17 protein-coding genes are annotated in these 24,527 nt (G+C 66.9%); 16 read left to right on the top strand and 1 reads right to left on the bottom strand.

From position 1 onward, the window contains the following. Positions 1-167: 167 nt before the first annotated feature. From OG966_RS16400 to OG966_RS16370, 7 genes are all read left to right on the top strand, one after another. Complete coding sequence (locus OG966_RS16400; RefSeq protein WP_326650388.1) at positions 168-9,815, top strand: polymorphic toxin-type HINT domain-containing protein; 9,648 nt, start codon at positions 168-170, stop codon at positions 9,813-9,815. After that, on the top strand, positions 9,802-10,299 hold the full coding sequence (locus tag OG966_RS16395) for an Imm21 family immunity protein (protein ID WP_326650387.1): 498 nt from the start codon (positions 9,802-9,804) through the stop codon (positions 10,297-10,299). The genes OG966_RS16400 and OG966_RS16395 overlap by 14 nt, the downstream gene beginning before the upstream one ends. Before the next feature lie 116 nt (positions 10,300-10,415). Then, a complete protein-coding gene (locus tag OG966_RS16390) occupies positions 10,416-10,949 on the top strand; it encodes a hypothetical protein (RefSeq protein WP_326650385.1) in 534 nt (177 codons plus the stop codon). A 103-nt stretch (positions 10,950-11,052) separates the two neighbouring features. Further along, complete coding sequence (locus OG966_RS16385) at positions 11,053-11,475, top strand: hypothetical protein (RefSeq protein WP_326655241.1); 423 nt, start codon at positions 11,053-11,055, stop codon at positions 11,473-11,475. Positions 11,476-11,599: 124 nt separating this feature from the next. Beyond that, the gene (locus OG966_RS16380; protein WP_326650383.1) at positions 11,600-11,971 is read left to right on the top strand and encodes a hypothetical protein; all 372 of its coding nucleotides are present in this window, start codon (positions 11,600-11,602) and stop codon (positions 11,969-11,971) included. Between the two features lie 648 nt (positions 11,972-12,619). Next, positions 12,620-12,958: a suppressor of fused domain protein gene (locus OG966_RS16375; RefSeq protein WP_326650381.1), complete on the top strand. Its 339-nt coding sequence runs from the start codon at positions 12,620-12,622 to the stop codon at positions 12,956-12,958. 77 nt (positions 12,959-13,035) lie between these two features. Then, positions 13,036-13,692 (top strand): hypothetical protein, encoded by a 657-nt coding sequence (locus OG966_RS16370; RefSeq protein ID WP_326650380.1) that lies wholly within the window; start codon positions 13,036-13,038, stop codon positions 13,690-13,692. A gap of 353 nt (positions 13,693-14,045) precedes the next feature. Here the strand turns inward: OG966_RS16370 and OG966_RS16365 are convergent, their stop codons facing one another. After that, entirely contained in the window at positions 14,046-15,269 is a 1,224-nt protein-coding gene (locus OG966_RS16365) for a helix-turn-helix transcriptional regulator (RefSeq protein WP_326650379.1), read from the bottom strand. A 112-nt stretch (positions 15,270-15,381) separates the two neighbouring features. On the opposite strand from OG966_RS16365, the gene OG966_RS16360 reads away from it, so the two are divergent. From OG966_RS16360 to OG966_RS16320, 9 genes are all read left to right on the top strand, one after another. Beyond that, the gene (locus tag OG966_RS16360; protein ID WP_326650378.1) at positions 15,382-15,597 is read left to right on the top strand and encodes a hypothetical protein; all 216 of its coding nucleotides are present in this window, start codon (positions 15,382-15,384) and stop codon (positions 15,595-15,597) included. Next, complete coding sequence (locus tag OG966_RS16355; RefSeq protein WP_326650377.1) at positions 15,594-15,824, top strand: hypothetical protein; 231 nt, start codon at positions 15,594-15,596, stop codon at positions 15,822-15,824. Before OG966_RS16360 ends, OG966_RS16355 begins: the two co-directional genes overlap by 4 nt. 95 nt (positions 15,825-15,919) lie before the next feature. Next, entirely contained in the window at positions 15,920-17,221 is a 1,302-nt protein-coding gene (locus OG966_RS16350) for a polymorphic toxin-type HINT domain-containing protein (protein WP_326650376.1), read from the top strand. Positions 17,222-17,307: 86 nt separating this feature from the next. Next, complete coding sequence (locus OG966_RS16345) at positions 17,308-18,069, top strand: DUF6193 family natural product biosynthesis protein (protein WP_326650375.1); 762 nt, start codon at positions 17,308-17,310, stop codon at positions 18,067-18,069. A gap of 237 nt (positions 18,070-18,306) precedes the next feature. Further along, entirely contained in the window at positions 18,307-18,957 is a 651-nt protein-coding gene (locus OG966_RS16340; protein ID WP_326650374.1) for a SurA N-terminal domain-containing protein, read from the top strand. A 22-nt stretch (positions 18,958-18,979) separates the two neighbouring features. After that, positions 18,980-19,984 (top strand): nucleoside triphosphate pyrophosphohydrolase, encoded by a 1,005-nt coding sequence (locus OG966_RS16335; protein ID WP_326650373.1) that lies wholly within the window; start codon positions 18,980-18,982, stop codon positions 19,982-19,984. 231 nt (positions 19,985-20,215) lie between these two features. After that, positions 20,216-22,054, top strand: coding sequence for a pentapeptide repeat-containing protein (locus OG966_RS16330; protein WP_326650372.1), 1,839 nt, complete (start codon positions 20,216-20,218; stop codon positions 22,052-22,054). A gap of 81 nt (positions 22,055-22,135) precedes the next feature. After that, positions 22,136-23,410, top strand: coding sequence for a cytochrome P450 family protein (locus OG966_RS16325; protein ID WP_326650371.1), 1,275 nt, complete (start codon positions 22,136-22,138; stop codon positions 23,408-23,410). Between the two features lie 159 nt (positions 23,411-23,569). Further along, positions 23,570-24,460, top strand: a complete 891-nt coding sequence (locus tag OG966_RS16320; RefSeq protein WP_326650370.1) for a transglycosylase family protein — start codon at positions 23,570-23,572, stop codon at positions 24,458-24,460. Positions 24,461-24,527: the final 67 nt, after the last annotated feature.

The raw sequence follows: 24,527 nt of genomic DNA, 5'->3' as shown, positions 1-24,527 counted from the left end.
CAGTTGGCCTTGCGGTCACCTTGCGTATCGGTTGGGTAACGTTCCGGTGGTATGCTCACACAAACATTCGACAGGCTAGTCACATGTGTCTCAAGATCTCTACATTGTTCTGACTTCTGTCCTGGGGGGGACCGCCGGTGTACCGGACGCGTGTGCGCAATTTCCTGATGACCAAGTTGCGTCGCAGCAGATGGTTCAAGGTCATCGGCGCCGCCGTCGCCCTGGTGATCGCGGTGGGGTCGCTCGCCGTGGCCGGTGTGGGTTTCCCGCTCTTCCCGGAGGCGCCTGCCGCCGCCGAGGGGCCGGGGCAGCGCTGGGGCAGTGCGGAGGGGCGCAGCCACTTCGCCGACGGCTCGGGCAACAGCGAGGCGCCGGAGTCGCTGCGCTCCAAGTACCCACTGAAGAGCCCGCCTTCGGCGAGACCCGCCGCCCGGCGCAACACCGCCGAGGTGTCCTCACCGCCCGCGCCGAAGGTGAAGGGTTTCGACCGCAGGACCAGCCGGGAGATCGTCTCTGAGCGTGATGCGCGCAGTCGTACCTACGCGAACCAGGACGGCACCAGCACCAGTGAGCTGTCGACGACTCCCATCAACTACCGTGACGAGCAGGGCATCTGGCGGCCCATCGACGCGAGCCTGGGGAAGGCCGAAGGCGGCTGGGCCAATGCCGCAGACTCCGTGCGCCTGCGGATCGCCGACCGGTCCGACGCCTCGGAACTCGCGTCGGTCACCCTCCCCTCAGGCGAATCCTTCGGCTACGGGCTGAGCGGCGCGGCCGCCGCCCGGGGCAGCGTCGACGGGAACCGTGTCGCGTACGAGAAGGTTCTGCCCGCCACCGATCTGTGGCTGGACTCGCAGGCCGGCGGGGTCAAGGAGACCCTCGTGCTGCGCTCCGCCGATGCCCCCGGCAGCTTCGTCTTCCCTCTGCGCCTGACCGGCCTCACCGCCAAGTCTGTTGAAGGAACGATTGTCCTCGCCGACTCCGAAGGCCGCACCAAGGTCGTCGTGCCGGCAGGCTTCATGGAGGACGCCAAGGGCGCGGTCTCCCACGGCGTGCGCTACGACATCGTCCAGGAGGGCGGGACGCAGGCGCTGAGGGTCAGCGCCGACGACGCCTGGCTCACGGATCCCGCCCGCGCCTATCCGGTCCGCCTCGACCCCTCCGTCGACACGACTGCGGCCTCCACGTCCATGTACGTGCGTGACGGCGGTGGGTCCGTCGTCGGTTCCAGCGAGCTTCAGGTGGGCAAGGGGCCGACGGGTGCCACATACTCCTTCCTTGGCTTCCCGGGCCTGGACGAGGAGCTCAGACGGCACCGGATCTTCGGAGCCCAGCTGCAGATCGTGAACTTCGACTCGGCGTCCTGCAAGCCGCGTTCGGTCTCGGTGCATCCGGTGACCGGATCGTGGTCCGCCGGCACCGGAACGTCGTATCCGGGCCCCTCGGTCGGTAGCGCACTGGCATCCAAGTCCTTCGCCTACGGCTATATCGGCTTCGGGCAGTCGCAGTCCGGCTGTCCGGCCTCCGGGGAGCTGTTCGACCTCGGCAAGGGCGGCCGCGACCTGGTACAGCGCTGGGTGGACGGTACCCAGCCCAACTACGGTCTGTCACTGCGCGCTTCGGCCTCCGATTCCCTGGCGTTCAAGAAGTTCACCGGCCACTCCACCGCGAATCCGCCGAAGCTGTTCGTCACCCACTCGCCCTACAGCGCGACGTACGCCTTTCCCAAGCCCGTGCCCGACCCCCCGGTGCTGCAGAACCAGGCCGGCAAGATCAAGATCTCCGTCACCAACAAGGGCGCAGAGACCTGGACGCCGAGCGGCTACTACCTCGCGTACCGGGCCTACAACTCCAAGGGCAAGCTGGTCACCCAGCAGCGCGCGGCCAACCTCGCCGGCAATGTCGCCTACGGCGCGAAGGTCACCCTGGACGCGACCATCAAGGCGCTGCCCCCGGGCACGTACATGCTCGACTTCACCATGGTGCGCCAGGGCGGCAAGGTCTTCACCGACGAGCAGGTACCCCCCGGCCGACTGACCCTCCAGGTCTTCGACATCGCGCCGGTAGTCAAGGAGCAGTTTCCGCCCAACGGCTACCAGGCGCAGACGCTGACCCCGCAGCTGTGGGCGAGCGGTGTGGACATCGACGCGCCGGCCGGCTCGTCGCTCCAGTACAAGTACGAGATCTGTGAGGCCGACAAAGACGGCAAGCCGACCGGCTGCACCACCTCCGCCTACCAGACGAGCTCGGCCTATCCGATTCCCGCCGGACGGCTGAAGTGGGGCAAGACCTATCTGTGGCGCGGCTTCGTCAAGGACGCCTCCAACGAGTTGCCGACCGCGCAGATCGCGCTGGTCGCAGCCGTCCCGCAGCCGGAGATCACCTCACGGCTCTCGGAGGCGCAGGGCAAGGAGTTCGACCCGAACGTCGGCAACTTCACGAGCGCGGCGATCGACGCCTCGATCACCGGCGTGGGTCCCGAGCTCACCCTGGTGCGGACGTACAACAGCCTCGACCCGCGGCGTGACCTCGCCTTCGGTGCGGGTTGGTCGACCCGGTACGACATGCGGCTCACCCCGGACGACGACGGCACGGGCAATGTTGTCATCCGCTATCCGGACGGCCAGGACGTCCGCTTCGGCAAGAACTCCGACGGCACGTTCGCGCCACCACCGGGCCGCTTCGCCAAACTGACCCTCGACTCGACGTCCCTCACCTACAAGCTGCAGGACAAATCAGGTACCACCTATGACTTCAGTACCTCGGGCCTGCTGACGAAGGTCACCGACAAGTACTCGAACGCCATCTCCTACACCTACAGCTCGGGCAAGCTCACCACCGCGGTCAACGCACGCAGCGGCCGTTCGCTGACCTTCACCTGGACCGGCGCGCACGTCACCAAGGTGTCGACGAACGCCGTCGACGGAGCTGCGCTGAGCTGGACGTACACCTACACCGGCGATCTGCTCGACAAGGTCTGCGACCCGACGGGGGGCTGTACGCAGTACACCCACGGCTCGGGCAGCCACTACGGCACCACGGTCCTCGATTCCCGTCCCGAGTCCTACTGGAAACTCGGCGAGGACGAAGGGACCGCGGCCAACAGCACCATCGAGGCCAACCTCGGCAAGGACCGGGGTACGTACTCCAACGTCACGCTCGGCGCGGCCGGATCGATTGCGGGCGACCCCGGCGCGGCTGCCGGCTTCAACGGGACGACCTCCCGTATCGACCTGCCCTCCGGCACCCTGAAGAAGAGCAGGGACGCCGCCGTCGAAGTGTGGTTCAAGACCGTCACCTCCGGAGTCGGTGGACCGCTCGTCGGCTATCAGAACAAGGCGTGGGGCACGGCGCCCACCAGCGGTGTGCCCTTGCTCTACGTCGGCTCGGACGGAAAGCTGCGCGGTCAGTTCTCCACCGGAACCGTCGCCCCGATGACCGACATCACGAAGAACGTGAACGACGGCAAGTGGCACCATGCCGTGCTGTCGGCCTCCGGCTCCACGCAGAGCCTCTACCTTGACGGCAAACTGTCGGGAACCATCACCGGCAAGCAGCTCGTACAGGGTGACCTGACGTACAACCAGATCGGTGCGGCCGGCGCCACCACGCCCGCCTCCTGGCCGGGCTGGGGATCCACCGTCACGAGGTCCTTCGCAGGAACAATCGACGACGTCGCCGTCTACCACCACCCCCTCGGCTCCGCCGCCGTCGCCGGCCACTACCGCGAGGGCGGCCGCGCCGCCGACGTACTGACGAAGACGACGCTGCCCTCGGGCCGTATCGCCTCCGAAGTGCAGTACGACACCACCCGAGACCGCGTCGAGGAGTACACCGACCGCAACGGCGGCACCTGGAAGATCGGCGCCCCGGCTGTCTTCGGCAACGACAAGGACCTGCGGCGCACCATCGAGGTCCACGACCCGATGGACTCCCCCTACTTCTACGAGTACGACGGCATGACGTCGCGGATGCTGCGCTACGGCGAACCGATGGCGCTCGGTGCCCGCGAGCCGGCCACCCCCTCGCCCTCCCCTTCGTCCAGCAATCCGCCCGGCGAGTTCTGCACCGTGCCGGACCCCGGCGATCCCTCGTTCTGTACTACGCCCCCCAGCAACCCCGGGGCCGAGCCGGACTTTGTCCGTCATCCCGTGGACGGGGTGGCGATCCGCCTGTTCGAGTACAACGACAACGGCTTCCAGACCCTGATCATCAGTGAGAACGGTGACAAGGTCAGCCTCGGCTACGACGACCGCGGCAATGTCATCAGCCGCACCACCTGCCGGGCCAAGGACGACTGCCAGACCTCGTACACGACCTACCCGGTGGCGTCCGGCGACTTCGACCTGCGGGCCGACCAGCCGTCCGAGACGCGGGACGGTCGCTCGACGGGCCCGACGGACAATCGCTTCCGCACTCAGTACCAGTACAACGCGAGTGGCGCGCTGACCCAGCAGACGGCGGCCGACGCCGGCACGGTCAAGAACACATACACGACCGGCGCCGAGCCGGCCGTCGGCGGTGGCAACACACCCACCGGGCTGCCGCTGACCACGACCGACCCGCGCGGCAAGATCACCCGCTACCAGTACTTCAAGTCCGGTGACATGGCCACCGTGACCGAACCGTCCGGCCTGGTCACGAAGTTCACCTACGACACGCTCGGCCGCAAGCTCACCGAGACAGTGATCTCGGACGCGCAGCCGGCCGGCATCAGCAAGACCATCACCTACGACAAGCTCTCCCATGTCGTCTCGACGACGGACGCTGCGGCCACCAACGCCGTCACGCTCGCCAAGCACCAGCAGAAGACCGTCAGCACCTACGACGCCGACGGAAACGTGGTGCGTACCGAGGTCAGTGACCTCGTCGGCGGCGATGCCCCGCGCGTGATGACGTTCGAGATGGATGACCACGGCCGTCCCGAGAAGGCGGTCGACGCCGAGGGCAGCGAGACGACGTACACCTACGACGCCCTCGGCAACAAGACCTCGATGGTCGATGCCAACGGCAACAAGTTCAGCTATGTCTACACCGCGCGGAACATGATGGCGGAGACGCGGCTGCACGACTGGGAAGACGACGGCGGCGACAACGACTACACCGTGCTCCAGTCGTACGCGTACGACATGGGCGGCCGGGTCGCCCGGCACACCGACTCGATGGGTCGCACCCTGGTCTACCAGTACTTCGGGGACGACCTCATCAAGTCCATCACCATGAAGGACTTCCACAACCCCGACGGCACCAAGCGCGACATCCTCGTCGAGTCCAACACCTATGACGGTGCCGGTAACGTCCTGACGGAGACGGCCAACAACGGCAAGCTCGTCACGCAGTACGCGTACGACGCGGTGGGTCGCAAGAAGTCCGAGGTCACCGATCCCGGTAACTTGTCGCGGCGCACCGACTTCACCTACGACCTGGCCGGCAACGTACTCACCACTGCCACCAGCGGCTCGGCTTCGAACGTTCCCTGGCCGACGAGCGCCAACGCCGAAACGGTCCGCTACCAGTACGACGACGGTGGCAACGCGACCTACGAAACCGTCGATGGCAGCAACGGCTCGCGAACGACACGCTACGAGTACGACCAGCGCGGCCTGGCCAAGTCGAAGACGGACCCGGCCGGCAACAAGACGGAGTACGCCTACGACGAGCTGGGTCGTCCTCTGTCGGTCGGCGCTCCCGCTGTCCAGACGGAGTCGAACGGCTCCGCCCCCGTCTCCTCGCGCCCCACCACGTACACCGGCTACGACGCCTTCGGCGCGGTCACGGAGTCGGTCGACGCGTTGGGCAACACGAACCGCACGTCCTATGACCGGCTCGGCCGTGCGGTCACGAGCACCGCTCCGTCCTACACCGCCCCGGGTACGTCGGACACGGTCACACCGGCGACCAGCAACAAGTACGACGCGCTGGGCAATGTGGTGGAGGCCACCGACCCGCTGGGCCGTGTCTCCAAATTCACCTACGACCGCCAGAACCGCATGATGGTCAAGGACGTCCCGGTCGGCACCGGCGACGAGCGCGCGCAGTGGAAGTACACCTACACGCGCACCGGTGAGGTCCTCTCGGTCACCGACCCGAACGGGAGCCGGGCCGAGACCACGTACGACGACCTCGACCGTCCGGTCACCACCACGCAGATCGAGCGCAAGCCGTTGCCCGGCGCGTTCACGAGTCGTAGTGAGTACGACGACGCGGGCAATGTGGTGAAGCAGACCTCACCGACCGGCGCCGCCAGTCAGTTCACGTACGACGCGCTCGGCCAGATGACCCAGCTGATCGACCCGAGCGGCACCAAGACCGTCCTCGGCTACGACATGAGCGGCCGGGAGGTGCGTCGCAGTGACGCCCTGGGCCGCACCTCGGCCAAGGTCTACGACCGGCTGGGGCAGCTCGTGGAGGACTCGGACCTCGATGCGGCGAACAGCCAGCTGCGGAAGGTCTCCTACGGGTACGACGAGGCGGGCAACCTCACTTCGTCGACCAACGCGCTCAACCACACGACGACGTACGCGTATGACGCGCTGAACCGGCTGACCAGCCAGACCGAACCGGTCTCGGCGACCAAGTCGATCACCACGTCCTTCGGCTACGACGCGCTGGGCAACCGCACCCGCTACACCGACGGCCGCGGCAACAAGACTCTCTACACCGTCAACAGCCTCGGGCTGGCGGAATCGGTGATCGAGCCGGCCACCGACCGCGACCCGTCGCCGGAGGCCCGCACCTGGACCACCGCGTACGACCAGCTCGGCCAGGTGGTGAAGCTGACCGCGCCGGGCGGAGTACTGCGCGAGCGCGAGTACGACAAGGCCGGACAGCTGATCCGCGAGACCGGTTCGGGCGCCGAGGTCGCGACGCCGGAGAAGAAGTTCCAGTACGACCCGGCGGGACGCCTCACCAAGGCGTCGTCGCCGAAGGGCGACAACACCTACGAGTACGACGACCGGGGCTCACTGCTCAAGGCGGACGGACCTTCCGGAAAGGCCGAGTACGGATACAACGACGACGGCCAGCTCGTCAGCCGGACAGACGCGTCCGGCACGGCGGGCTTCACCTACGTCAAGCAGCAGCTGAACTCGGCGACAGACCCGCTCACAGGCGCGACGCAGAGCTACGGCTACGACGGCGCGGGCGCTGTCAAGCAGGTCAACTACGCCGCGGGCCAGTCCCGTTCCTTCACCTACGACAATCTGGGCCGCCTCGACACCGACACCGTCAAGGGCAGCGGCGGTGGCACGGTCGCATCGACCGACTACGGCTACGACACCGACGATCACCTGACGTCGAAGACGACAGTCGGCACGGCGAAGGCCGGGGAGAACACCTACGGCTACGACGACGCCGGCCGCCTCGCGGCCTGGACGGGCGAGGGCCAGACCACACAGTACGACTGGGACGACAGCGGCAACCGCGTCAAGAACGGCAGCAAGACCGCCACGTACGACGAGCGCAACCGGCTGCTGTCCGACGGGGACTACACCTACGACCACACCCCGCGGGGCACGCTGGCCACCCGTACCAGCTCGGGTCTGACGGAGAACTTCACCTTCGACGCCTTCGACCGGATGACCAAGGCGGGGGAGTCGGGTACGGAGTACACCTACGACTCCATGGACCGGGTGGCCTCCCGCAACGGCGTGGACTTCAGCTACGCGGGCATGGCCCCGGACCCGGTGAAGGACAACTCCTCCACATATGGCCGCGGTGCGGCGGACGAGCTGCTGTCGGTCGCGGAGGGCACGGGACCTGCGCAGCTGACGATCTCCGACAAGCACGGAGATGTCGTCGGTGACCTGTCGCCGACGAACGGTGCGGCGGCCTCCCTCACACAGTCGACGGCGTACGACCCCTTCGGCCAGAAGCTGGGCACGGGCGATGTCTCGGGCAACGCGGGATACCAGGGCGACTACACGGACCCGGACACCGACCAGGTGAACATGGGGGCGCGCTGGTACGACCCGGCCACCGGCGCATTCGACTCCCGCGACTCGTATCAATCCACCTCTGGTGCCTCGATCCTGTCGAACCGGTACACGTACGGCGCGGGCGCGCCGATGGATTACACGGATCCGGACGGCCACTTCCCGTGCTTCGGCTGGGGAGCCTGTGAAAAGGCCGAGAAGTGGGTGAGCAAGAAGGTCTCGCAGGGCACGAGCTACGTCTACAAGGGCGCCCGCGCGGTCAAGAACGGCGTCATGTTCGCGGTGCGGCACCCGGGCGCCGCGCTGAGGAACTCGTTCAACTTCCTTGGCAGGGCCGCGAGCTGGGCCTATGAGAAGTCGGGCCTGAAGTCGGTCGTCAACGGTCTCGCAAGCGCGGCCAGGTGGGTCGGTCAGAAGACCGGGTTCACTCAATGGGCGCGTGAGAAGGCGGCGGAGGCACGCAGAGCGGCCTATCAGGCGAAGGCGTACGTCACAAAGAAGGCGAAGCAGGCGGCATCATTCGCTGCCAAGCACAACCCGATCCCGCAGATCGTGGCTGCGGCGAGGCCGCTGATGGCGGTGGCCAAGGCGATCGTCACGGCTGACCCGAACCTCCCGGCGATCCTGGTGGGCGCGGCGCGCGACGTGGTCGCGGACGTCGCCAAGGCGACGGACGCGATTCGCGACGCGGTGGTCGAGCAGGTCGGCAACGTCGTGGAGACCGTCCGTGACGCGGTGGACTGGGGCGCGGTCTGGGACGGCGTGAAGACCGTCGGCAATGTGATCGGCGAGGTCACGGGCTTCAACGACATCAAGAACTGCGTGACCAAGGGCGACATGGAGGCGTGTGCCTGGGCGGTGGCGACGGTTGCCGGTATGGCACTGGGCGGCGCGGGGGCGGGCTTGGTCCGGGCGGCGAAGGCCGGGCGGATGGCGTCGAAGGCGGCGAAGTACGCGGACGAGATCGCGAAGGCCGCGAACAAGGTGGACGAAGCCGTCGACAAGGTCGAGACAGCAGTCGACGCCGTGGAGTGCGCCACGACCGTGGCGTCGGCGAACAGCTTCACAGCCGGTACCGAAGTGCTGATGGCCGACGGCAGTCTGAAACCGATCGAAGAGGTCGACGCCGGCGACGAGGTCATCGCGACGGATCCGACGACGGGCAAGACCTCCAAGGAGGAGGTCACCGACACCATCGTCGGTAAGGGCGAGAAGGACCTGGTCGAGCTGACGGTCGACACGGACGGAGACAAGGGCGACGCGACCGCCAAGATCACCGCGACGGAGGGGCACCCGTTCTGGGTCCCGTCCCTGAAGAAGTGGCAGAAGGCCGGTGACCTTAAGCCGGGCCAGTGGCTCGAGACGGGATCGGGCACCTGGGTCCAGGTGGACGCGGTCCGTGCGTGGACACAGCAGGCGGCGGTTTACAACCTCACCGTCGACGTGGCCCACACCTACTACGTCGCGGCCGGCGATTCAGCGGTCCTTGTACACAATGCGAAGCGGGGAAACAGGAGTGACCCCGAGCAGGTGTGCAGCATTGGCGAGTATGCGGTTGAGTCCATTCCTGCCAGGAGCAAGTCTCAGAAGTTTGATGAGAGTCCTGGTGGCGAGCGAGACCAGATCAACCGACTAGGCAGCCTTTTCGGGTGTCATACTTGTGGCCGCAAGTTCCCGTTCGGCTCGAAGAAGGGGAACTACGTTCCGGATCACCAGCCCATCAGCTCGTGGGTGCCGGACGGATACCCTCAGCGGCTCTACCCGCAATGCCTGGAGTGCAGCAGGAAGCAGGCAGGGTGGGCACGTCAGCTGGCACCTATCATGAGACCGATCTACGAGGAGGCAGCCAAGTTGAAGGGATACATCGGTGGGAGCTCTTAAGTGGGTTGAGTCGGAAGGCGGGCCACTGATTGTCCTTGAGCGGGAGGCGATGAATTCCTGGAACGGGTACAGGGGCTCCGACTACGAGAATGCGTGCGAAGTCGAGGAATACGTAGGTCTGGTGGAGTTCGGGGAACGGTCCAGCCCATTCTTGGCTCTGGCGATCAACGACGATCCCCTTCCCGCATCCTTCCTGAAGGAATTCAGCGCCGTGGTCCAGTGGATGGCGGCTTCCTCGGAAGAACGGCTCGTGGCCGCGGTACGCGACGGTATCGGTCTGATCGACGACTGGGCCGAGGGCGCGTGCATGAGAATTATCAAGTCCGTCGTGGTCTTTGACGCCGCACTGCCGGGCGACGAAACCGACGGGGATCTGCTGGTCCTGGATCTGGAGCCCGGTGCCTATCGGATCAAGACTGCTGACATCGAGACGCTCGAAGGAGTCTGCGCTCGAGTGCATGCATTCGAGCGCGAGGCCGACTGAGAGCCCGTAACAGCGGGGCGCGCCCCGGCGTGCCTTCTGGACGGACCGGAGGGGCGGTCAATGGGCCGGCGCGGCAGCCCCTTTGTGCAGCTTCCCTATGTGAGGCCTCTTGCTTGATGACGGAGAGTGAAGTGAGGGCCGTGCTGGGCGAACTCGGGTTCCTCGACCGGAGAAGCTTCAGCCTGATCGACTACCGCCATGGTCACACCCACGCCATTCTCCGCGGCTTCCCTGAGCTCGGCCCTGAGTCGGACGACGGCTTCGAAGGGACCGTTCTGGAGGTCTACTTCGCCGGGGTCGACCGGATCTCCTGCTGGAAGGACATGGGCGCCCTCCACCTGCGTGTGGCGCATGACGAGGAGCGGTTGGTCCTGGAGGGGCGTGTCGGGCCGATCGAGGAGGACTCGTCCGTCTTCCTGTTGGAGCCGGGCTCCATCGAGAGCTATGTGATCGCCGGCCGGGTCTACTGGGCGGAGTTCCGGCTCCCCTTCAACGCGCTCAGCCCGCTGGACACCCGGAACAAAGAGGAGGCCGGGGAGTACCCCCGGTCGGAGGCGCCGTTCAGTCGGCCCGCTGACGGATGCCGGGCGGGCAGAGAGCGACGGACGTCTTCAGGTGCCGATGGGACGGCAGGGAAATGGCAGGGATGAGGTGGCCATGGGGAGTCTGTTGAGGGGCTTGCCCTGCGTCCGATGGGGGGAGCTGCACGGTGCCCAGGCGCCTGCGCGCGATATTCCGGCCCTCTTGTCCAAGGTGGCGTGGGGGGACGAGGAGACGGGAAGTCTCGCCGTGGACGAACTCGGAGACCGCGTGTGCGCCATGGGGTTCGTCGTGGCCGAGGCGACCGCTCCCGCAGTGCCGTTTCTCCTGGAACTGGCCGGTGCGCCTTCGGTGCGGTGCAAGGCAGAGCTCTTGGATCTGCTCACCCGCATCCTCACGGCGAAGCAGTGGAGTGAAGCGGCCGCCGCGGCTGGACCAGGCAGCTCTTCGTACAAGGAGCAGCCCGGCTGGGAGGTGGCGTCCAGGCAGGCCGTGCTGGCCGGGCGACATGTTGTCGAAGGGCTGGCTGATGCCGTGCGGCCCGGGGTAGCAGCGGCTGCCGCCCGGCTGCTGTGTGCCTTCGACGATGTTTCCTCCGGCTCTGAGCGGGCGACCGAAGGGACCTGGAAGCCATGAGAGCCTCGCTCCTTGAACTGGCGCGCCATGACTGGGCCGGTCTGCGGTGTGGGTGCGGAGAGTCGGGCGCCCATCTCCCGGAGACTTCTCCAAGCTCCTCCGAGCCAGGGCGGTCGAGGAGACCGTGGGGCACAGGCTGGACGGCCACCTGGAAGAGCAGTCGATGCTGTTCCAGGTGGCACCGCACGCCGTTCCGGTGATCCTGGCAGCGCTCCAGGAGGATCTGCCGAGGTTCGTCAGGAACCATCTGCTGACCGTGCTGTGGCGGCTGGTGACGGGGGAGTCCCACCGCAGCGAGGCCGAGGCCGGTCTTCCCGACCTCGAAGAGGACTGCTGCGCGGCGGCATGGGAAGGGATCTGGCAGCTCTACCAGGAGGCAGCCTCCGGGGATGTGGAAACGGCGCTCGACATTCTTGAGTTCGTGGATCTCGACGAGCAGCGCTTCGAGTACTTCCGGTCCGCCCTTGCCGCCCGCCTGAAGCGACACCAGTCGTAGCGGCAGCGGTCCGTCGTTCCGCGCATCCGCAACCGCAGGCGAATCGTTTGGCGAATCAGTGGCCCAGACCCCTGGGACTGCCTACCATCGATCACCGCAGGGCCTTGTGCACCGAAGCACAATCACGCCGGGAGGCTCCTTTGCACCGCCGCCGTCGCACCGTGCTCACCGTCTCCGCCGCGCCCCTCCTCTCCGCCTGCGGCAATAGCGCGCACCCAGGACCGGGACAACGGTGGTCGGCTGAACAGCCGCGACGCTATGTCCGCGCGAGTGAACAGGCCCGGCAATACAATTGGCGCCTGCAAGCCGTGCAACTCGTCTAAGCAGGACAAGCCGATCGGGATGGGGCCGGGGGAGTGGTGGCCCCCAGGTTGGCAACCCGGAGTGTATTGGCCATATGGAGGCAAGCCCCGATGGAACTCTGTTCAACACCCGCCGAGCTGTTCGTCAGGCAGTGGGGGGAGCCACTGCGTGAGGCGCTCTTTCAAACGCGTGATGGTTACGCGATCCGTGTTTTTAAGTGGGTCGAGGGGGAAGGCGAGGAAGAGCTGACTCTCTACCGCACTTCGGGTGTCTGCGACATTCCTGTGCCGGGCGCAGTCGAGACGCATCGCCAGGAGTTCTTTCTGGGATGCGACCCGGAGTGTGATGAAATCGCTCGAATTGATCGCCCAGTTGGGCCTCTATTCCGCAAGGACAGGCAAGGCTCTTTCGGCTCAGAATATCTATCGGTCGGACAGTCTTCTCTGGTCGGGGACTGAACTGGCGGGTTTCGTGATCACGCGTCCGTTCGATGATGAATTGACGAGCATGGTGTTGGCCGACGGGAGGCACGTCGAATTCTTGATGCTTGTGCCAGCTTTTTCTTTCGAGCTCGATTTTGCATCAAGTCATGGAATTGAGGCGCTGGTTACGGCTCAGGAACAGGCCGGGGTTGAGTTCTGGGATCCTTACCGGAAGCCGGTTTCGCTGACGCCGCCCGAATGAGAAACCGAGGGCTGAAAGGTCGTATGCGGGCCTGCCCCTTGGCTGCTAGCGCTAGAAATGGAAAGACGGATGCAACTGTGAACATCGAACGGGCAGTGGCAGAGATCGAGAACGTCGAAGACTTTTCCGATCTCTCTATGGCATGGCGATGGGCGCCCACGTCAAGGTTTGTTTTCTCCCTGGCGCTGGCCCTTGAAGGTGACCGGGCCTGCCAGATGAATACTCTCGATGCTTTCGATGAAGGTCTGGTCAGGGCAGTCATTGAGTTCTCACGGCGGCATCGCCTTGGGCGTGGACAGGATGCGTCACCGCTCTCCGTGGCTCCCGGATTCGCGTACGCGTCCTATGGATTCGATGCCGTGGCGGCGGTTCCTCCTGCTGTTCACGGATACCACATCGGGCGGAATGAGGCCTTGAATGAGGTTGTTACCGCAGTTTTCCCGGCATACCAGTGCGAGTTCTCTGGTAATGAGCTTATCGAGGAAACGGTGTATCGGTTCAAGCGAATGCTACGGCCGACCGTAATTTCTCGTCCACCAGTCCCCTACCTTCGCATGCGGTATGAGAACAGCAAGACGGGAGGGGGTAGCGTAGGCCCGTACCGCGGATTCGCCACCCACGATGTTCTCATCAGGGAACTGGGGCTCCTTGAGGTGCCACTGGAAGCTTCGTGGAATTCGAAAACTTCCGCGGCGAAGTCTGGCGCATCGAATGGGATGGTTCCTGGTTCCTGAATGGAGTACGCCAGGACGCTCGGTTGTCTGAGGGCTGGGTGATGGCCTCGCTGGGATGTTCGCCGTAGGGAGAGGGCTGTCTGATGGAAACAGTGCAGTGCGGGCCGACGCTGCGCAGCACGCCATCGAGACTGTCGCGGTGCGCGATCCTCATCGAGCCTGAAGACCCGGAGGGTGATCCTTACGACCGGGTCGCGGCTGAGCACTGACTCAGAAGCCATCCAGATTCGTACGGGCCCCAAAGAGCTCGTAGGGTCGCCAGCTGCCTGCCGGAGTGGGAGGCGGCGGACGACGCGTTGGCAGAGGCCGTCAGAGCCGAGGCGGAGTTCCGCAAAAACAGGCGTTGTTGGCGCTCAAGCTGTGGCGGGGTACTGGCTGAGGAGGTCGGCCACTTCGGGCAGGTCCTTGAAGTCGGCCAGCCGCTTCAGCACGACCCGCGTGCGGCCGTCCGTGCGGTCGCTGGCGACGTCGGTGGACATGCGGATCATGCGTCTGGCGGTGGCTGCGGCTTCCTCGGGCTCGTTCGCGTCGGCGAGAGCCATAGCCAGCCACGAGAGGTACAGGGCCAGTTCCCGGGCGTGGCTGGTGTCGTACCTGCCGAGTGCGTCATTGAGCAGCGGCACCGCGCGCAAGGGGCGATGCAGCTCCGTATACACGCGGGCTTCCATGACGTGAAGCTCCTCGGCGCTCACCCAGTACAGGTAACCGGGCTCCTCGGTGCCGGGCGTGTGGTCGGGGATCGCCTCCCCTGCCGCACCGAGTGCCCGCATTGCCGGTTGAGCCTGCCCGGCCTGCGTGTGCGCCCACGCAACTCGATCGAGGTACAGGGCTCGGGCCCGGGGCGGCGCGTCGGCGGCCTGGTGGGCTGCGGCCTGCGCCATGGCGACCCCTTCGAGGGGGTCGCCGACGTTCGACACCTGGTACGCCAGCGACCCCAGGAGATTGCCCGCGAGGGTGGAGTCACCGGCCTGGTCCGCTGCCGAGAGGCCGAGTCGGTAGATGCGTACGGCCTCCTCATGCTCGCCGGCGTCTGACGCGATCCAACCCGCGATCTGAGCCAATTCGCCCACGGCCGAGAGGAGCTGACGGCCTGTTGCGTCCGTGAACGTCGATTCGCGGTACAGGGTGACGGCCGACCGTAGCTCGCGCATCGCGCGGCCGATCAGGTCGCGCCCGTAGACCACATCGTCGGCGAGCCGCAGCCCGTGAACGCGGCTGGTCAGGTCGTCAACAGTGCTGGCACCGATACGGCGACCCTCTCGGACCTGCAACGGGGCGAGCGGGTCACCCTTGGGCAGGAAGTCGGCCGCGGTCGGCATGGGTGCCGGGTCAGGTGGCTTGGCGACAGCCGTGGCGCGCTCCAACACCTCAACGTCAATGTGGAACGCGGCGGCCAGGAAGGGCAACCAGTCGCGAGGCGTCCGACGTCCGGTCTCCCATCGGTAGATGTGCTGGCGGTCGAGGGTGGCCACTCCACCGGCGGCGTGGTTCAGCTTCCGGGCGAGGTCAGCTTGCGAGAGGCCACGCTCTTTGCGCAGCCTCCGAATCATCGGCCCGATGGGCTCCCCGCCTGTCATAGCTCCATTGTGGATTACAGAGAGGACTACAGGTAGGCACTCTGCGTTGCGACCTTTGTCGCGATTCGCTGGTGGACACGCCAGATCACCGCCAGCAGAACGGACAGGGACCATGCCGACACTCGGTCACGCGGAGATGCCGTACCCAAAGGGGACGCTCGTTGAGGACAAGATCTCGCACCGCACGGGCGAACTGATGGGAGTGCTCGAGGAGCGCACCGAGGAAGGGCAGTTGATCAAGCGTGAGGCGTACGTGCGGCCGGAGGGTGGCGGTATGGAATGGGAAGTGCCGTTGGCTCAGATCAAGCTCGTGAGGGACGGCTCATGACTACGCCGACCAAGCTGGCGGCCATCATCAAGCCGGGCGACGTGATCGGCTACGAGGGGGAGTGGCGCGTGGCCAAGGCCGTTAGACCGGTACTGCTGCCGATGGGCGGGTTAGCGGTGGTCGTGGCCTGGGAGCAAGGCGGTTCTGCCCGCTTCCCGGCTGGGGATGAGCTGCTCCTGGGGGAGGCAAAAGCCGCCCCCGTAGATCGTCCCGACTTCGATGGCTAAGCCGAGTCTGGCCCCTCAACTCTCCTGGAGACTAGGTTCGTTGGGCTTGCTTCTGCTCCAAGGCAGTTCGGGCCGATGACGGCGCGGCGCGCGACGTGGTCGCGGACGTCGCCAAGGCGACGGACGCGATCCGCGACGCGGTGGTCGAGCAGGTCGGCAATGTCGTGGAGACCGTCCGTGAGGCGGTGGACTGGGGCGCGGTCTGGGACGGCGTGAAGACCGTCGGCAATGTGATCGGCGAGGTCACGGGCTTCAACGACATCAAGAACTGCGTCACCAAGGGCGACATGGAGGCGTGTGCCTGGGCGGTCGCGACGGTTGCCGGTATGGCACTGGGCGGCGCGGGGGCGGGGCTGGTCCGGGCGGCGAAGGCCGGGCGGATGGCGTCGAAGGCGGCGAAGTACGCGGACGAGATCGCGAAGGCCGCGAACAAGCTCGAAAAGGTCGAGGAAAAGGTCGACAAGATCGAGTCTGCGGTGGAGTGCGCGAGCACAGCCATGGATGTGGCGTCGCTGGCCACGGGCAACAGTTTTGTGCCCGGTACCAGAGTCTTGATGGCCGACGGCACCCGTAAACCGATCGAGAAGGTCGAGGCCGGCGACCAGGTCCTTGCGACCGATCCGACGACCGGCAAGACCTCCAAGCAGGAAGTCACCGACACGATCAAGGGTCGCGGCCTGAAGAAGCTGGTCCGACTCACGGTCGACACCGACGGCGACAAGGGCAGCGCCACAGACACCATCACAGCCACAGCCGGCCACCCCTTCTGGGTGCCGTCCCTGAAGAAGTGGCAGAAGGCCGGCGAACTCAAGCCCGGCCAATGGCTCCAGACCGGCAACGGCACCTGGGTCCAGGTCGACGCGGTCCAGGCATGGACCCAGCAGGCCGCCGTCTACAACCTCACCATCGACACCGCCCACACGTACTACGTGGCGGCAGGGGCCACGCCAGTCCTCGTCCACAACTGCGACCATGTCGTCCTGGGCGTGGGCAAGCACTCCGACGCGCTCGCCAGGAAGCTCGGGGGCAGAACCTTCAACAAGGGCTTCACGCCCGGACGGGAATACAACCGGCCGCACCCGGACGGCGACGGTCGCCCTGAGTGGATGGTCGAGGTGAGCAACGCCATCAGGAAGCCCGAGACACGCCTGTCGGTCTCACTGGACGGCATCACCGGTGCCACGAGCGGTGACCATGCGTTGTCCATGCTGATGGAGCGGGGGGTCCCGGTGTTCAGGAAGGGCTGGGAAGAAGGCGTGAAGCACGGAAACCAGACGGCCTGGGAAATGGGTAACCTCAGAATGGCCGTCATTACAGGTCAGCGTAAGTACGACTCGGTGGACTGGCACTACGGCGGGGAATCGTTTAGGCCGACCCGACCTGACTGGGCCGACTGATACAGAATGATCCTTTGGCTTCGGGCAGCTGAAACGGGTTGCTGCCCGAAGCCGGCCCAGGCGACGAAAGCTGACGGGAAGGTACGATGGCGGACAGAGCTGGTGCAGGCAGCGGTGGGCAGACTCCCGTTCCTGTTGACGCGACCCACTATCAGGACGTCGCCGCCGCGGGTGGCCTCGTCGCCGCACTGGGGAAGGCGGCTGATGAGCAAGGCTTCGCCATCGGTCCGATTGCCCCGCCGGGGCACCTTGATGAGTTGATCCGCGCATGGGCGGTCACGAATCGGGGCACCTTCCTCGTTTCTGCCGACTCAACGACCAAGCGTGTATTTCGTATCTCCATCTGGGCTCCTGGCGTTGAACTTGGAAGCGGGGCCTGCGGGAATCTGAATGACGTGGCAGCCGCGGTGCACGGCTGGAGTTCAGGAAAGCCAGTGCAGGAGATGGTCGAAACGTGGCCCTTCATTGAGTTTGAGCCGCTGGCCGAGGCCCACCTGAGTGGCCATGCGGTCGCGACCGCATGGCGCTTGATGCTCGAGAAGCACCCCAGGGTGCAGCTGGCGGACGCGGAATTGACTGCAGCAGCTCACGCCCAGCCGCGTCTTCGGCAGTTGTTCCCGATCGCGAGCCACGGTTGGTTCCATTTCAGCCGTTGCACGCGAGATCCGTTCTCCAATGATCTGCCCATGGTGGGTCCGGTGGACGGAGGGTGGCGTGTGTACGGTGCGGATGCCGGGACGATTGGTGATGTGGCCACCGCGGCCGAGGCAGCCGCACTGGTTGTGGCCCATCTGCCCCATGACATCGGACCTGCGGTCGAAGGGCAGCTGCCGCCGAGTCAGCCTTGACCGGCGATCAGTCCCCGACCGGCGGCGGCCGCCGGGCAGGCGGAGAGCGACGGATGTCTTCGGGTGCGCCATCGAGGGCCGGCTGAAGCGGCATCATGCCGCGCCGGGCAGGGCCGGGCGCATCCGCAACCGTAGGCGAATCGTTTGGCGAATCAGTGGCCCAGACCCCTGAGACTGCCTACCATCGATCACCGCAGGGTCTTGTGCACCGAAGCACAATCACGCCGGGAGGCTCCTTTGCACCGCCGCCGTCGCACCGCGCTCGCCGTCTCCGCCGCGCTTCTCGTCGCCGCGCCCCTCCTGTCCGCCTGCGCCGGTGACGCGCACCCAGGGGCCGCCGCCGTCGTCGGGGGCGAGCGGATCGAGGTGGCCACCGTCCAGGCGAAGGTGAAGGACGTACGCGCCGCCCAGCAGCGCTCCCCGCAGTCCGCCCAGCTCATCAAGGACAGCGGGCAGCTCAGCCGCGCCAAGCTCTATGACCTCATCGTCGACCAGGTCGTCCAGCGCGCCGCCGACGATGCCGACGTCAAGGTCAGCCGCAAGGAAGTCCAGGACGGCCGGGCCACCCTGGCCAAGCAGTCCGGTGGCGAGGAGCAGCTCTCCGCCATGTATCTGCAGCAGCGCGGTGTCGCTCCGGCCCAGCTCGATGGCGTCGTACGCCGCGACATCCTGGTGAACAAGCTCGCCGTCTCCCTCGGCGCGACGAACACCCCCGAAGGTCAGCAGAAGCTCAACCAGGCCTTCACCGCCGCGGCCAAGGCGCTGCACATCGACGTCAACCCGCGCTACGGCGCCTGGGACAATCAGAAGCTCGAGCTCGGCAGCTACAAGGCCCCCTGGATCACCCAGGTAACCAAGGAGCCGGAGCCCGTCGAGGCGGGCGCGTAACGGTGCGAGGTAGGTTCGACGGGTGACCACAGAAGCGCCCGTTGCCTCCGGCCGTATCGTCCTGCTGACCGCCAGCCACCGCGTCGCGCCCGGGCTGCTGTCCTGGCCCGCGTGGCAGACGCTGCACGCCGCGGACCGGGTGCTGTGCGCAGATGAGGGGCATCCGCAGCTGCCGTATCTGCGCGACGCGGGCGTTGAGGTCGAGATCGCCGCGCCCACCGCACAGGAGCTCGTCGACTTCTGCGCCGGGGGTACCTCCCGGGCCGAAGGCTCTGGGGGAGGCCGTACCGTCGTGGTCGTCCAGTCCGGCGAGGGCGACCGGACCCTGACCGACGGGCTCGCCCGGCTTGCCGGGTCCGGGCGGGTGCAGATGCCGGATCTGGAGCTGCTCCCCGGTTCGTACGACCTGCCCGGCGCCCGCCTCATCGACCTCGTCCAGGTCATGGACCGGATCAGGCTCGAGTGCCCGTGGTCCTCGCAGCAGACCCACAAGGGCCTCGCCAAGTACGGCATCGAGGAGGCGTACGAACTCGTCGAGGCGATCGAGGACGGCGACCGGGACGAGCTGCGGGAGGAGCTCGGGGACGTACTTCTCCAGGTCGTCTTCCACGCGCGCATCGCGGAGGAGGATCAGGACGAGCCGTTCTCCGTCGACGACGTCGCCGGGACGATCGTGGAGAAGCTGATCCACCGCCATCCGCATGTGTTCGGTGACGAGAGCGCCGAGACGCCACAGGACGTGAAGGAGCACTGGCTCCGCACAAAGGCGGTGGAGAAGCAGCGTGACTCGGTCACGGACGGCGTGCCGCTGAGCCAGCCAGGCCTCGCGCTCGCCGCGAAGCTCGCGGGCCGGGTCCGTACCGCCGGCCTGAGCGTGGCGCGGCCCGTCGGAGAGGGCATCGGGTACGAGCTGCTGGCCCTCGCCATCCAGGCGGAGGCGGTCGGCACCGATCCGGAAGCCGCGCTGCGCGCCGCCGCCCGGGCTTACCGGGATGCGATCCGCGCGGCGGAGGGGCATGTCGGTTAGTCCCGTTGTAGTCCCGTTGTAGTCCCGTTGCCGGGCAGTGGTGCCGCGGGGGTGCCGACATGGGGCCACCGACGGATTCATCTGCCTGCGGTTCCAGGGACTCAGGCCCTGGCGGACCCGTGTTGATGCCGCCGGGTTCCCTGGAGTGCCGGCCAGGGACCGGTGCCGACCAGCCGGGAACGGTCGACCGCCTGCGGCAACCGGGCATCGGCCCGGAACGTCCCAGCGGACATGACGACCACCGGCACACCGCCCTCCTTGTCTGCGCCGACCTGGCCGTACTGCGCACGCGGTGCGGACCCGACCAGCGACCCGGTCGGCTGCCGCGGCCGTCAGGCAGAGCCGTACGACGCATGTCTCGCTCACCTCACGAACGCCGATCGGGCCACCTACCTCAGCGCCCTGGCGCCCGGCAGCGACCTTGATCACCGCAGCACCTCCATCTCACAGAGCCTGCTGCAGCAACTCCTGGACGCGCTTCGGGACCCCACCACCGGACAACCCCGCCTCGGCAACGTCAGGTTCAGCGGGGCGACGTTCTCCGACGGCGCCGGGTTCGACGAGGTGACGTTCTCCGGTGACACCGTGTTCAGTGGGGCGACGTTCTCCGCCGATGCCAGGTTCGACGAGTCGATGTTCTCCGGCTACGCCGCGTTCAGTGGGGCGACGTTCTCCGCCGACGCCAGGTTCGACAGGGCAACGTTCGCCGGTGACACCGTGTTCAGTGGGGCGACGTTCTCCGACGGCGCCGGGTTCGACGAGGTGACGTTCTCCGGCTACGCCGGGTTCGACGAGGTGACGTTCTCCGCCGACGCCAGGTTCAACAGGGCAACGTTCTCCGGCGTCGCCGGTTTTGATGAGGCGACGTTCTCCGCCCGCGCCCGATTCGGCGGGGCGACGTTCTGCGCCCGCGCCGGCTTCGATCGGGCGATGTTCTCCGCCCGCGCCGGCTTCGACGGGGCGACGTTCGAGACGGCTTCGCAGCTGGGCCCCCTCGTCTGCAAGGGAGCCCTCGGCCTGTCCGGAGCACGGTTCGGCAGCCCCGTAACCGTCGAGGCAGCAGCAACCCGCCTCGAGTGCCGGCGAACGCGATGGGACTCCACCGCAGCCCTTCGGCTGAGATACGCCACTGTCGACCTCAGCGACGCGGTATTCGAGTATCCGCTGAGTGTCACCGCTCGGACCGCCCCCTTCACCGATACGGCCGGAACAGCCTTGGCAGAGGAGGATCTGGTCAGCAGTGATCCAAGGGTACGTATGGCGTCCCTGCGGGGAGCGGACGCGGCGCACCTGGTGCTCCACGACGTGGACCTCAGCGCCTGCCTGCTGTCCGGCACAGTGCACCTCGACCAGCTGCGGCTGGAAGGGGAATGCCGTCTTGCGCCCGCCCCGTCCGGTCTGCGAAGGCATGGTGTGCTTCTTGCACGGTGGACCGCACGGCAGACGCTGGCCGAGGAGCAGCACTGGCGTGCCGCACGGAGACGGTCGGGGTGGACGGCGGCGCCGGCCGGGCTGGAGGTGGTGGGTCCGGCGGGACTGGCGCCGGTGTACCGGCAGCTGCGGAAGTCCTTTGAGGACAGCAAGAACGAGCCGGATGCCGCCGATTTCTATTACGGCGAGATGGAGATGCGACGCCACGACCACCAACGGCCCGGTGCCGAGCGCGCGCTGCTGGCTTTGTACTGGGCGATGTCCGGGTACGGTCTGCGGGCGTCGCGCGCGCTGGGCTGGCTGCTCGGTTCCATGGCTGCCACCGTGCTGGTCATGATGCTGTGGGGGCTTCCGGCGGACGACCCGAAGCCCGCCACCACCGGACGGGTGACCGGGCAGGACATTTCACTGACCACCGACAGGCCCGACCCGCTCAACCCCACCGGCTCGCTCTCCTCCCGGCTCACCTCCGATCGGTGGGAGAAGTCCCTGCGTATCGTGGTGAACTCAGTAGTCTTTCGCTCCTCGGGCCGGGACCTGACCACCGTCGGCACTTACACCGAGATGGCATCGCGGCTGGCCGAGCCCGTACTGCTCGGACTTGCCGTTCTCGCCGTCCGTGGACGGGTCAAGCGGTAGGCGTGACCCCCAGCATTCCGGCGCACCGCAGGCACTGGACGCGAAGCCGGACAACGTCGCGAAGCCGGATAACGTCGGGGCGTGAATGACGCCGCACCCGCCCCCGAACTCTTCACCTGGGAGTTCGCCACCGACCCCTACCCCGCCTATGCCTGGCTGCGTGAGCACGCTCCCGTACACCGCACCCGGCTCCCCAGCGGGGTCGAGGCATGGCTGGTGACCCGGTACGCCGACGCCAAGCAGGCGCTTGCCGACCAGCGGCTGTCCAAGAACCCGGTGCACCATGCCGAGCCCGCGCACGCCAAGGGGAAGACGGGCATCCCGGGCGAGCGCAAGGCAGAGCTGATGACGCATCTGCTGAACATCGATCCGCCGGACCACACCCGGCTGAGGCGGCTGGTGTCGAAGGCGTTCACCCCGCGCCGGGTCGCCGAGTTCGCGCCGCGGGTGCAGGAGTTGACGGACCGGCTCATTGACACAATCTTCGAAAATCAGCACAGCGCGGAGAAGGGGGAGGCGGACCTCATTCATGAGTTCGCGTTCCCGCTCCCCATCTATGCCATCTGCGACATGCTCGGCGTCCCCCGCGAGGACCAGGACGACTTCCGTGACTGGGCGGGGATGATGATCCGGCACGGCGGCGGGCCGCGCGGCGGTGTCGCTCGTTCTGTGAAGAAGATGCGTGGCTATCTCGCGGAACTCATCCACCGCAAAAGGGAAGACCTGGGGCAAGGCGGGGACGACGACCTCATCTCGGGTCTGATCCGCGCCGGCGACCACGGTGAGCACCTCACCGAGAACGAGGCCGCGGCCATGGCCTTCATTCTTCTCTTCGCGGGCTTCGAGACGACGGTCAATCTCATCGGCAACGGCGTGTACGCGCTGCTGCGCAATCCGGGGCAGCGGGAGCGGCTCCAGGTCTCGCTCGCGGCGGGGGAGAGTGAGCTGCTCGAGACGGGTGTCGAGGAACTGCTGCGGTACGACGGGCCGGTGGAGCTCGCGACCTGGCGGTTCGCCACGCAGCCGCTCAGCATCGGCGGACAGGACATCGCCGCCGGTGACCCCGTACTCGTCGTGCTCGCCGCGGCCGACCGGGACCCGGAGCGGTTCGCGGACCCGGACACTCTCGACCTCTCCCGGCGCGACAACCAGCATCTCGGGTACGGGCACGGCATCCACTACTGCCTCGGTGCGCCGCTCGCCAGGCTGGAGGGGCAGACGGCACTGGCGACGCTGCTCCGCAGGATGCCCGACTTGCGGCTTGCGGGTGATCCGGATGATTTGCGGTGGCGTGGGGGGCTCATTATGCGCGGATTGCGCACTCTGCCCGTTGAGTTCACACCTCGACGAATCTGACGGTGCGTCAAGACTGTGACTTTCACGTGATCTCCGCTGCATCGACTTGTGACTCACGTTCGAATGCGGCTACGTTCACCGTCGTCCCACCAGTCACGTCTGCAGAGGGTCCGCAGACATGGCTGTTGTCACGTCTGTAGTCACGCGAAAGGCAACCGCATGCGCTCCGGGAACGGACGGCACCGCCGACCCCGCCAGGCTCCGGCCATCGTCGTCGCGGCGGGAGTGACGGGATCGGCCATCGCCATCCCGCTGCTCGGCGCCGGATCGGCCTCCGCCGCCGATGCCGCCACGTGGGACCGCGTCGCGGAGTGCGAGAGCGGCGGCATGTGGAGTGCCGACCTCGGTAACGGGTTCTACGGCGGTCTGCAGTTCACCCAGGAGACCTGGCAGGACTTCGGCGGGACGGCCTACGCGCCCACCGCCGACCTCGCGAGCCGCTCCCAGCAGATCGCGGTCGCGGAGAAGGTCCTCGACGCGCAGGGTCCCCAGGCGTGGGCCACCTGTTCGCTGATCGCGGGGCTGACCAACGACGGCGCCGCGACCGGCGTCGACCCCGGCGCCCTGCCGTCGCCGGGGCAGAGCGCTCCCTCGCAGTCGGCCACGACCGCGAAGCCCTCCGCCGGGGCCGCCGAGTCCGCCGAGCCGTCCGCGGACCCCTCCGCGCCGGCGACCCCCAAGGCGTCGACCCAGCCGTCCGGGTCGGCGGACCCGGGCGCGGGGCAGGACGCCGGCGCCGACAGCGGCACCGGAAAGCACCGTGGCACTCCGGAGGAGACAGAGCCGGGCAATACGGACAATCAGCGCGAAGACGGCCGCCATGCCTCGCGAGGTGACAGTGCGGCACGTGACGAGGCCGACAAGACCGGCAAGGCGGACGCCGTGCCCGGCGAGTACACCGTCCGCCCCGGCGACAGCCTGTGGGCCATCGCCGACGAGCAGAAGCTGGCCGGTGGCTGGTCCGCGATCTATGAGGCGAACCGGAAGACCGTCGGTATCGATCCGGACCTCATCCACCCCGGCCAGAGCCTCGATCTGGATCTGAGGTAGCGGCAGTTCGCGGATATATGTCCGAGTTTGACCAAGTGAGACATGGGTCTCTTTGTCCCAACTGGTA

Origin of the sequence: Streptomyces sp. NBC_01750 (genome assembly GCF_035918095.1) — a bacterium.
Classification (GTDB): Bacteria; Actinomycetota; Actinomycetes; order Streptomycetales; family Streptomycetaceae; genus Streptomyces.
The sequence above is the reverse complement of the archived record's forward strand: the minus strand, read 5'-3'. Positions and strand labels throughout refer to the sequence as shown.